General features: G+C 73.0%; 4 protein-coding genes. 2 read left to right on the top strand and 2 right to left on the bottom strand.

Annotated elements, in window-relative coordinates; all coding sequences use genetic code 11:
* The first annotated feature begins 164 nt into the window (after positions 1 to 164).
* Positions 165 to 1,067 (top strand): glutaminase, encoded by a 903-nt coding sequence (locus tag MUY22_RS36035; RefSeq protein WP_247051639.1) that lies wholly within the window; start codon positions 165 to 167, stop codon positions 1,065 to 1,067.
* Here MUY22_RS36035 and MUY22_RS36040 read toward each other — a convergent pair.
* Together MUY22_RS36040 and MUY22_RS36045 are read right to left on the bottom strand one after the other, a co-directional pair.
* On the bottom strand, positions 1,064 to 1,681 hold the full coding sequence (locus MUY22_RS36040) for a transcriptional regulator (protein ID WP_247051640.1): 618 nt from the start codon (positions 1,679 to 1,681) through the stop codon (positions 1,064 to 1,066). The genes MUY22_RS36035 and MUY22_RS36040 overlap by 4 nt on opposite strands.
* A complete protein-coding gene (locus MUY22_RS36045; RefSeq protein WP_247064281.1) occupies positions 1,678 to 2,799 on the bottom strand; it encodes a pyridoxal-phosphate dependent enzyme in 1,122 nt (373 codons plus the stop codon). The genes MUY22_RS36040 and MUY22_RS36045 overlap by 4 nt, the downstream gene beginning before the upstream one ends.
* A 776-nt stretch (positions 2,800 to 3,575) precedes the next feature.
* Here MUY22_RS36045 and MUY22_RS36050 point away from each other — a divergent pair.
* On the top strand, positions 3,576 to 10,709 hold the full coding sequence (locus MUY22_RS36050) for a type I polyketide synthase (RefSeq protein WP_247051641.1): 7,134 nt from the start codon (positions 3,576 to 3,578) through the stop codon (positions 10,707 to 10,709).
* The last annotated feature ends 3 nt before the right edge of the window (positions 10,710 to 10,712 follow it).

Here is a 10,712-nt window from a genome sequence, read left to right on the forward strand (position 1 = left end):
CAGACGCTAGAGGCGTTAGCCGCAAGTGACCAAGCACACTAAGGAAGACTTAAGGTGTGCGAGAGATCACCTCGATGGTTTCCCGCGTGTTTCCCGTTTCGATTTGACAAGATCACCTTCGACCCCGAATATTCGCGCGTCCCGCCCGCCTCTACGCTACGGCCGTGGATCTCGCGGCGCTGCTGGACCGGATCACGGACGACGTCGCACCCGAGGTCGGCCGCGGCGCCGTCGCGGACTACATCCCCGCCCTGGCCCGGGTCCGGCCGGGGTTCGGCATCGCGGTGGCCGATGTGGACGGTGCCGTGCACGGCGCGGGCGACTGGCTGCGGCCGTTCTCCGTGCAGAGCATGTCGAAGGTCTTCACCCTCGCCCTGGTGCTGGCCCGCGGCGACGACGTCTGGACGCGCGTCGGCCGCGAACCGTCCGGCGACCCGTTCAACTCCCTGGTGCAGCTGGAACACGAGGACGGCATCCCGCGCAACCCGTTCATCAATGCGGGCGCGCTGGTAGTGACCGACGAGCTCACCTGCCACGGCGACGCCGTGGGCGCGTTGCTCGGATTCCTGCGCGCGGAAAGCGGCCACGCGGACATCGACGTCGACGCCGAGGTGGCCGCGTCCGAGGCCGGGCACGCCGACCGCAACCGCGCGCTCGCGTACTTCATGGCCTCCTACGGCAACATGCGCAACCCGGTACCGTCCGTTTTGGACCAGTACGTCCGCCAGTGCTCGATCGCGATGTCCTGCCGCGACGTCGCCCGCTCGGCGCTGTTCCTGGCCCGCCACGGCGTCCGCAACGACGGCACCCGCCTGCTCGGGCTCAGCTCGGCGAAGCGCATCAACGCCGTGATGCTGACGTGCGGCACCTACGACGCGGCGGGCGAGTTCGCCTACCGCGTCGGCCTCCCGGGCAAGAGCGGCGTCGGCGGCGGCATCGTGGCGATCGTCCCGGGCCGCTGCGCGGTCTGCGTCTGGAGCCCGGGCCTGGACGCCCGCGGCAACTCGGTGGCGGGCGTCGCGGCCCTCGACCGCTTCACGACGCTGACCGGCTGGTCGGTGTTCTAGCGCAGGTAGTTGTAGACGCTCGCCCGTGAGATGCCCAGCAGTTCGGTCAGCGCCGGCACCGCGTTCTTCAGCTCCAGGAACCCGCGCGCCTTCAACAGCCGGACCAGGTCCTTCTTCCCCGTCGCCGGGAGGGTGCGCGGGGTGTGGCCGCGGTCGGCCGCGTAGTCCTCGACCAGCGCGCGCAGCTCGTCGGCCGTGCGGGCCCGCAGGGTCTCGGTCAAGGGGGCCGGGTCGTCGGTGCGGGTGAGGCGGGTCAGGGCGTGGGCGGCCGAGCCGAGCACGGAGACGTCCAGGTTGAGGCACAGCGCCGCGACGTACTCGCCGGCCGCGTTGCGGAGGCCGATCGACGTGCTCTTGGCCGGGCGGCCGTCGGGGAAGCGGTTCGGGTAGTTCTGCAGCACGTCCGGGAACGCGGGGTCGGCGATCCGGGCCAGGCCCAGCTCGGTCGCCGGGTCGCCGACGGCGCGCCCGGACAGGCCGCCTTCGATCGCGCGCACCGCGTGGGCCGGGTCGCGCAGGTCGTGCAGCACGACCTCGCACAACCCCGGGAACATCCGGCCGACGGCGTGCGCGATCTTCTCCGCCTCGCGCAGCAGCAGCTCGTCCTCGGTCATCCGAGCAGCTCCCGCAGCTTGTCCGGCGCCTTCAGCCCGGATCCGGTGAGCACGACGACGGTGGTCTCGCCCGGCCGGATCGCGCCGCGCTCGCGGAACACGTCGATCGCCGCGGCGGCGCTCGCGCTGGTCGGTTCGGCGTAGAGGCCGAGGGACGCGAGGCGCCGGGCGGCCGCGGCGATGGCGTCCTCCTCGATCGCGGCCGTGCCGCCGCCCGAGCGCCGGATCGCCGCGACGACCTCGGGGAGCCGGACCGGGTGCCGGATCGCGGTGCCTTCGGCGACGGTCGGGGCGAACGGCGGTGGCTGCCGGTCGTGGAACGCGGCGTCGATCGGGGAGCAGTTGCGGGGCTGCGCGACGAGCAGACGCGGCCGTCGCGCGATCGAACCCGCGGCCAGCAGCTCGCCGAACCCGAGGTCGAGGCCCAGCACGATGCTGCCGGCCCCGGCGACCGTGACGACCGCGTCCGGCGCGCGGAAGCCCAGGTCCTCCCACAGTTCGTAGGCGAGGGTCTTGGTGCCCTGCAGGAAGAACGGGTGCCAGTTGTGGCTGGCGTAGGTCGTCGACGCCGAGCGCCGGACCGCCTCGGCGGCGGTGTCGTCGCGGGTGCCGGGCACGAGCTCGACGGTCGCGCCGTACGCGCGGGTCTGCAGGACCTTCGCGGCGGACGTCCCCTCGGGGGCCAGGACGGTCGCGGCGATCCCGGCGGCGGCGCTGTAGGCCGCGACCGACGAGCCGCCGTTGCCCGAGCTGTCCTCCAGCAGTTCCGTGACGCCGGTGCCGGCCAGCGCCGCGACCATCACGCTGGATCCGCGGTCCTTGAAGCTGCCGGTCGGGCTGAACCACTCGAGCTTGAACCGGACGTCGGCCTCGCCCCACGGCTGCCGGACCAGGGGAGTGCAGCCCTCGCCGAGCGAGAGCGGACGCAGGTCGCGGGGCAGGGCGGCGCGGTAGCGCCAGAGCGACCGGACGCCGGTGTCGACGTCGCCGGGCGTCAGGCCGGGCTGTGGTGCGACGGTGAGCGGGGCGCCGTCGTCACCCCGCCAGCGCCGCGGGTCGCCCGGGTAGCGCGTCCCGGATCGCTCGTCGGCGTACCAGTACTCCACGACCACCTCCACGTTGGACAATTGGTCTAAGGGTAGACGTCGTGTCTACGGTTACCGACAAGTACGCGAAATGTTTTCAGCTTCTTCTCAGGAAAGATCCGTGACGCGCGTGGCGAAGATTTCGACCTCGGCCGCACGGGGACCGGTATCCGGGGCACCGATGGTGTCCGGGCGAATACCCGCAGTCGCCTGCGCGGGCGGGTGCGCCCTGGTGTCCGGGCGCGGGGATCCGGCTCTTCCGGGTCGTGTGAACACGGGGAATCCGGGAGGGTAGCGAATCCACAGTGGACTCGCGGGGGTGTGGCGAGCCCGGTCCGGTCTTTTACGATTATTCTTACGGGTGTCCGCAAAAATGCCGGGTGAATAGTCCCCACGTGATCTGCGGCACGGTTCCGGGTTAATGCCGTGACGGCTTCGGCGCATGGTCGATTTTACCGCCACGACACTTCGCGTTGGCTCCTGGGAAACAGTGGACCCGCCGGACGGAGTGGTCCGGTGTGGCCAGTCCCGCTGCGTCCACCGGGTGAGATGGCTTGCCCCGTATGGAGGTGTGGGACGCGTGTACCACGAGGTATGACTATTGACCGCCGTACAAGGCAATCCCGCGTCCGATCCCGTCCCGTGGTACGTGACGGCCGCGTTAAATTCTTGCGTCTCCAGCCTGGTCGCTCCCGAATTTTCTGCACAACCACCACGAATTCGTGGTGGGTTGTTGACGGAACGGGATGAACGCGCTTAAGTACTCCCCGTTACCCCATCACCCCCTTTCGTGCGTAGCGGGAGTTCCCATGCGTGTCTCGAAAGACGTTCGCGAACCGGCCGTGCCGGTCGTCGCCGTCTCGCCGCTCGCGTGGCCTTCCGCGCGGGGCGTCGCGGCCGCCGCACGCGGTGGCGGGCTCGGCGTGCTCGACCTCACCGGCCCGGGCGACACCGCGGCGGAAGAGCTCGCCCTCCTGGCGGAATGGGGGATCCCGACGTTCGGGGTCCGGCTCACGCGCCTGGCCGCGGGCACGGAGCTGCCCGAAGCCGCCGGCACCGTCCTGCTGACCGAGGACTCGCCGTGCACCGCGCGCGACTTCCCGGGACGACGGGTGCTGGCCGAGGTCACGAGCCGCGCGTCGGCCGCGCGGGCGGTCGACGGCGGTGCTCACGGCTTGATCGCCCGCGGTCACGAGTGCGGCGGCCGGACGGGTGAGCTGAGCACTTTCGTGTTACTCCAGGCCTTGCTCGCCGACGAGACCGTCCCGGTCTGGGCTGCGGGCGGGATCGGCCCGCACACCGCGGCCGCCGCCATCGCGGGCGGCGCGGCCGGCGTCGTCGTCGACACCCAGCTCGCGCTCCTGCCGGAGGCGGAACTGCCGTCGGCCCTCACCACCGCCGTCACCGGCCTCGACGGCTCCGAGACCGTGGTCGTCGACGGCGTCCGCGTGCTGTCCCGCCGCGGGACGGGCACGACGTCGATCGAGGCCGGCCAGGACGTCTTCCTCGCCACCCGCTTCCGCGACCGCTGGGGCACGGTGACCGCGGCCGTGCGCGGCCTCGGCGACGCGATCGGCGACGCCCTGCGCGCGGACGTCACCGTGCTCGGCCCGGGCACCGCCGGCAGCCGCGCGTTCGGCACCACCCAGCCGGTCGCGCAGGGCCCGATGACCCGGGTGAGCGACCAGGCCGCCTTCGCCGCCGAGGTCGCCGCGGGCGGGGCGCTGCCGTTCATCGCGCTCGCGCTGTCCGGCCCGGAGCAGACCCGCGAAGTCCTGGAACGCACGCGCGAAGCCGTCGGCGGCGCGCCGTGGGGTGTCGGCGTGCTCGGCTTCGCCGCCGACGACGTCAAAACCGCGCAGCTCGAGGTGATCCGCGAGCTGCGGCCCACCCACGCGATCATCGCCGGCGGCCGCCCGGCCCAGGCTGCGGCCCTGGAAGACGCCGGCATCGCCACCTTCCTGCACGTGCCCTCGCCCGGCCTGCTGAAGCAGTTCCTCGAGGCCGGCGCCCGCAAGTTCGTCTTCGAAGGCTCGGAGTGCGGCGGCCACGTAGGCCCGCGCACCAGCTTCCCGCTCTGGGAGGCCCAGCTCGGTGTCCTCGCCGACTTCCTCGCCACCACCCCGGACGCCGCCGCGGACCTGCAGATCCTGTTCGCGGGCGGGATCCACGACGAACGCTCGGCCGCGATGGTCGCCGCCCTCGCCGCGCCGGTCGCCGCCCGCGGCGCCGCCATCGGCGTCCTCATGGGCACCGCCTACCTCTTCACCCACGAAGCCGTCGACGCCGGCGCGGTGCTCCCGCTCTTCCAGCGGCAGCTCCTAGCGGCCCAGCACACCGACCTGCTCGAAACCGCGCCCGGCCACGCCACCCGCTGCGTCCGCAGCCCGTTCACCGAGGAGTACGCCGCGCTCAAGGCGGACCTCGCCGAGCAGGGCGTGCCCAGCCGCGACGCGTGGGAGCAGCTGGAGACCCTCAACGTCGGCCGCCTCCGCCTGGCCAGCAAGGGCATCGAGCGCGTCGGCGCCGACCTGCGGCCGGTCGGCGAAGACCGGCAGCTCACCGAAGGCATGTTCATGGCGGGCGAGGTCGCCGTGCTGCGCTCGGCCGTCACCACGATCGCCGAGCTGCACACCGCCGTCGGCGAAGGCGCGAACGCCTTCCTGCGCGAGCGGGCCGCCGCGGCCGGCGTCACGACGCCGGAGCCGCTCGCCCCCGAACCCCTGGACATCGCGATCGTCGGGATGGCCTGCATGTTCCCGCAGGCCCCGGACCTGGCGTCGTTCTGGGCGAACGTCCTGGCCGGCGCGGACGCCGTCACCGAAGTCCCGCCGCAGCGCTGGGACACCACCCTCTACTTCGACCCCGACGGCCAAGGCGAGAAGACGCCGTCACGCTGGGGCGGCTTCCTGCCCGAGATCGGGTTCGACCCGCTGCGCTACGGCATCCCGCCGTCGTCGCTGGCCAGCATCGAGCCGGTCCAGCTGCTGGCGCTCGAAGCGGCGCACCGCGCACTCGCCGACGCGGGTTACGGCGAGCGCGCCTTCGACCGGACGCGGACGTCCGTCGTGTTCGGCGCCGAGGCGGGCAGCGACCTGTCCAACGCGATGAGCCTGCGGACCGTCCTGCCGTCCTACGTGGGCGAACTGCCGCCCGGGCTCGACGAGCGGCTGCCCAAGATCACCGAGGATTCGTTCCCCGGCGTGCTCGCTAACGTCATCGCCGGCCGGATCGCCAACCGGCTCGACCTCGGCGGCGCGAACTACACCGTCGACGCGGCCTGCGCGTCCTCGCTCACCGCCGTCGACGTCGCCTGCAAGGAACTGACCGCCGGCACCAGCGACCTCGTCCTGTGCGGTGGCGCGGACCTGCACAACGGCATCAACGACTACCTGCTCTTCGCCTCCGCGCACGCCCTTTCGCCGACCGGGCGCTCGGCGACGTTCGACAGCGCGGCCGACGGCATCGCGCTCGGCGAAGGCGTCGGCTGCGTCGCGCTGAAGCGGCTCGCCGACGCCGAACGCGACGGCGACCGCGTGTACGCCGTGATCAAGGGCGTCGGCGCGGCGTCCGACGGGCGCGCGCTCGGGCTGACGGCACCCCGGCCCGAAGGCCAGCACACCGCGCTGACCCGCGCCTACCGCAACGCCGGCGTCTCACCCGCGCAGGTCGGGCTGGTCGAGGCGCACGGCACCGGCACCGTCGTCGGCGACCGGACCGAGCTGAGCACGCTGACCAAGGTCTTCACCGAGGCCGGAGCCGCGCCGGGTGGCTGCACGATCGGCTCGGTGAAGTCCCAGATCGGCCACACCAAGTGCGCCGCGGGCCTCGCCGGGCTGATCAAGACGGCGATGGCGCTGCACACCGGCGTCAAACCGCCGACCCTGCACGTGACCGCGCCGAACCCGGCGTGGGACGCCGCGACCAGCCCGTTCGTGTTCCAGTCGGCGCCGCAGCCGTGGAGCGCGCCGGCCGCCGAGCGGATCGCCGGGGTCAGCGCGTTCGGCTTCGGGGGCACCAACTTCCACGTCGTGCTCGGCGCGCACGACGGCGTCCCGCCCGCCCAGGTCGGCGACGAGTGGCCGGCCGAGCTGTTCACCTTCGCCACGGACGCGGCGGCGCGGGACCTGCTGGCGCTCGCCGAGGACGTCCCGGCAGGCAAGCAGCCGTGGCGCCTGCGGGACCTCGCGCTGAGCGCGTCACGCCGGTCCGAGGCCGCCGGTCGGGTCCGGCTCGCCGTCGTCGCGTCCACAGTGGACGAACTGACCGGGTTGCTGCGTCAGGCGTTGGCCGGCGCCGACGCGCCGGGCGTGTACCGCGTCGGGGACTTCGAGCCGGGCGAGGTCGCGGTGCTGTTCCCCGGCCAGGGGAGCCAGCGGCCGGGGATGTTCGCCGAGCTGTTCGTCACCTTCCCCGAGCTGCAGCGCTACCTGCGGCTCGACCCGGCCACCGCCGCGACGGTGTTCGGCCCGGCCGTGTTCGGCGAACCGGAGCGGCAGGCCTTCGCCGACCGGGTGACCGACACCCGCGTCGCCCAGCCCGCGCTCGGCCTCGCCGGGCTGGCCGCGTTCCGGCTGCTGACCCGCGCCGGCGTCCGGCCCGCGATGGCCGGCGGCCACAGCTACGGCGAGCTGATCGCCCTGGCCGCGGCCGGCGCCTTCACGCCGGAAGCACTGCTGCACGCCAGCCACGCCCGGGCCGAAGCGATCCTCGGCGCGATCCCGGCGTCGGACCCGGGCGCGATGGCCGCGGTCTCGGCGTCCGCCGCCGACGTCGGCGAGGTCGTCGCCGACCTGGGCACCGTGGTCCTGGCGAACCACAACTCGCCGACGCAGACGGTGATCTCCGGGCCGGCCGCCGACATCGAGACGGCGGTCGGGCTGCTGCGGGCCGCCGGGCTCGGCGCGAAACGGCTCACGGTCGCGTGCGCGTTCCACAGCCCGCTGGTCGCGGCCGCGGGGGAGACGTTCGGCCGGGTCCTCGGCGCGATCGGCGTCGTCCGGCCGGCCATCCCGGTGTACGGCAACCGCACCGCGGCGCCCTACCCGGACGACGTCCGCGGCGAACTGGCCGCGCAGATCGGCTCACCGGTCCGGTTCGTCGAGCAGATCGAAGCGATGTACGCGGCGGGCGCCCGGGTGTTCGTCGAGGCGGGTCCCGGCGCGGTGCTGGCGAAGCAGATCACGGCGATCCTCGGTGACCGTCCACACCGGACGGTCGGGTTCGAGCAGCGCGGCAGCCGCGGCGTACCGGGGTTCCTCACCGCACTCGCGCAACTGGCGGTGGCCGGCGTGCCGATCGAGACGGGCTGGCTGTTCCGCGGCCGCGACGCCGTCGACGCGGCGTCCGTCCCACGCCCGAAGCGTCCGGGGTGGACGGTGGACGGCCACCTGCTCCGCACCGCGGACGGCACGATCCCGGCGGGCGCCCTCCGGCCCGCGGAACGCCTCCCGCAGATCCTGACCTCGGCCGCCGCCTCGGTGACGGCGGGTACGTCGGACGCGATGGTGGCGGACTTCCTGCGCACGAGTCGCGAGATGATCGCAGCCCAGCGCGACGTACTGCTGGGCTACTTCGGCACCGACATCCCGGCAGCCGTCGCCCCGGTCGTCGTCACGCCGGTGGTCGAGGTGCTGCCCGTCCCGGTCTCGGCGTCGGTGCGGTCCGTTTTGGACACGGTGATCGAGGTGATCGGGGAGCGGACGGGGTATCCGGTGGACATGATCGAGCCGGATCTCGATCTGGAAGCCGACTTGAGCGTGGATTCGATCAAGCGGGCGGAGATCGCGGGTGAGCTGGCTACTCGGCTGGGGTTGGACGCGGGTGAGGACATCGAGACGTTCGCCAAGGCGCGGACCGCGGCGTCGATCGCCGAGCTGATCGGGACTGGGGTGCCGCAGCCTGTCGCGCCGGTCGTTGTCGTGGCCGCGCAGTCCGTTTTGGACACGGTGATCGAGGTGATCGGCGAGCGGACGGGATATCCGGTGGACATGATCGAGCCGGATCTCGATCTGGAAGCCGACTTGAGCGTGGATTCGATCAAGCGGGCGGAGATCGCCGGGGAGCTGGCGACCCGGCTGGGCCTCGACGCGGGTGAGGACATCGAGACGTTCGCCAAGGCGCGGACCGCGGCGTCGATCGCCGAGCTGATCGGGGCTGGGGTGCCGCAGCCTGTCGCGCCGGTCGTTGTCGTGGCTGAGCGGTCCGTTTTGGACACCGTCATCGACGTGATCGCCGACCGAACCGGCTATCCCGGGGACATGATCGAGCCCGACCTCGATCTCGAAGCCGACCTGAGCATCGACTCCATCAAACGCGCCGAGATCGCCGGGGAACTGGCCACGCGCCTCGGCCTCGACCCGGACGGTGACGTCGAGGAACTCGCCAAGGCCCGCACCGCCGCCGCGATCGCCGCACTCGTGGGTGGGGCGGCCGAGCCGAAGCCGGTCCTGGTCGGTGGCGCAGCCGACCAGCCGCGAACCCAGCCCGCGGCCGAGCCGAGCACCGGGCCGCAGCTCGCCATCCCGGCCGGGCCGCAGCCGGTCATCGTCGCGCCGAAGCGCCTGGTCATGGCCCAGTTCGACCTCGCGCCCGCGGCCACTCCCGACGTCACCGGCCGGACGTTCCTGATCCTCGGCATCGGCCCGCTGGCCGAGGCTGTCCGGACCAGGCTGACCGATCTGGGCGCCACGGCCGAGATCGCCGACGCCGTCCGCCCGGGCTTCGACGGCGTCATCGACCTGCCCGACGCCGACGCCGGGCCGGTGTTGCCCGGCGCCTTCCCCCGCTACCGTGACGCCCTCGCCGGGAACCCTGCCTGGCTGCTCACCGCCGGTCCCGGCGAAGGGCTCCGCGGCTTCTACCGCAGCGTCTCGCGCGAGTACCCGGACACGATCGCCCGGGTCGTCGAGCAGCCGCCGGGCACGAATGTCGCCGAACGAGCCGAAAAGATCGTCGAAGAGTTGTCCACTGTGGACCGCGAACCCGTCGTGCTCCGGGACGGTGAGAAGCGCAGCGGGCTCCGGATGACCGAACAGGGCCTCGGCCTGCTCGGCAGCAGCGGTGCGGGGCCGGCGGGCGACGGCACCGCCGAAGCGGCCGCGGCCGGGCTGGACCGCGAGTCGGTCGTGCTGCTCGTCGGCGGGGCCAAGGGCATCACCGCCCGGTTCGCCGCGACGCTCGCCGCCGCATCCCGCTGCCGTCTTGAACTGGTCGGCCGGACGCCCGTGCCGTCCACCGAGGACGACTACCCGCAGGCGACGGACGCCAATGAACTGCGCGCCGCCCTGATCGCGAGCGGCCTGAAGAACCCGGCCGAGATCGAACGCGAGGTGCGCCGCATCCTCGGCGAACGCGAAGTCCGGGGCACTCTGGAACGGCTCCAAGCGCTCGGCAGCCCGGTGCGCTACCAGTCCGTCGACATGCTCGACGCCGAGGCCGTGCACCGCGCGGTCAAGGAGATCCACGCCGAGCACGGCCGCCTCGACGGCATCGTCTACGCGGCCGGCGTCATCGAGGACAAGCTCGTCGCCGAGAAGACACCCGAGTCGTTCACCCGTGTTTACGGGACCAAAGTGGACGGGGCCAAGACGCTCCTCGAAGCGACGGCGGACCTGCCCGACGAGCCGACGTTCGTCGTCCTCTTCGGCAGCATCGCCGCGGCGCTCGGCAACCGCGGCCAGTCGGACTACGCCGCCGCCAACGACGCCCTGGAATCCCTCGGCCGCCGCTGGCCCGCCGGCCGCGCGGTGACCGTCCACTGGGGACCGTGGGCGCCGACCGGCACCAACGACGGCATGGTCACGCCGGCGCTGATGCGGGAGTACGCCCGCCGCGGCATCGAGCTGATCGACCCGGAGGAAGGCACCCTCGGCCTGCTGCGCGAACTGGCCTGGGGCCGCCCGGAGACCGCCGCCGTCGTCCACACCGCCTCGGGCTGGTGACGC

It is taken from the genome of Amycolatopsis sp. WQ 127309 (assembly GCF_023023025.1).
In the GTDB taxonomy this organism is placed as follows: domain Bacteria; phylum Actinomycetota; class Actinomycetes; order Mycobacteriales; family Pseudonocardiaceae; genus Amycolatopsis.

Excerpts from the sequence above, each read along its gene's own strand:
- MUY22_RS36040 (WP_247051640.1), bottom strand. The coding sequence starts at position 1,681 with ATGACCGAGGACGAGCTGCTGCTGCGCGAGGCGGAGAAGATCGCGCAC.
- MUY22_RS36050 (WP_247051641.1), top strand. The coding sequence starts at position 3,576 with ATGCGTGTCTCGAAAGACGTTCGCGAACCGGCCGTGCCGGTCGTCGCC.